1 pseudogene is annotated in these 302 nt (G+C 65.9%); it reads right to left on the minus strand.

The features are described from left to right. A pseudogene (locus VC352_RS24835) lies at positions 1 to 123 on the minus strand (poly(3-hydroxyalkanoate) depolymerase); the annotation flags it as partial. Positions 124 to 302: the final 179 nt, after the last annotated feature.

The raw sequence follows: 302 nt of genomic DNA on the forward strand, positions 1-302 counted from the left end.
CAGGTTGGCGCCGATGCCGTTGAAGATCAGCAGCGGCACCAGTTGCCCGTTGCCGGGGCGCACCGCGGTGCGAAAGGTCTGCCCATCGAGGTCGATGGTACGAAAGACGAATGGTTGCGGCATGGGCGCAGCCCCTATCGAGTTGAGCGCTCGTGACGACCGTCCCGGCCGCTACCAGAATGACCAGGACACGCCTGGTTCGCCACGTCCGGCCAGGCAGTCGTGGAGTGCGGCACTTCCCAGTGCCGCATGCTGTTGCGCACGGGGCGCGGTCGATCAGCGCTCGTGCACATAGGTACCAG

The organism is Pseudomonas sp. C11 (assembly GCF_034683865.1).
Classification (GTDB): Bacteria; Pseudomonadota; Gammaproteobacteria; order Pseudomonadales; family Pseudomonadaceae; genus Aquipseudomonas.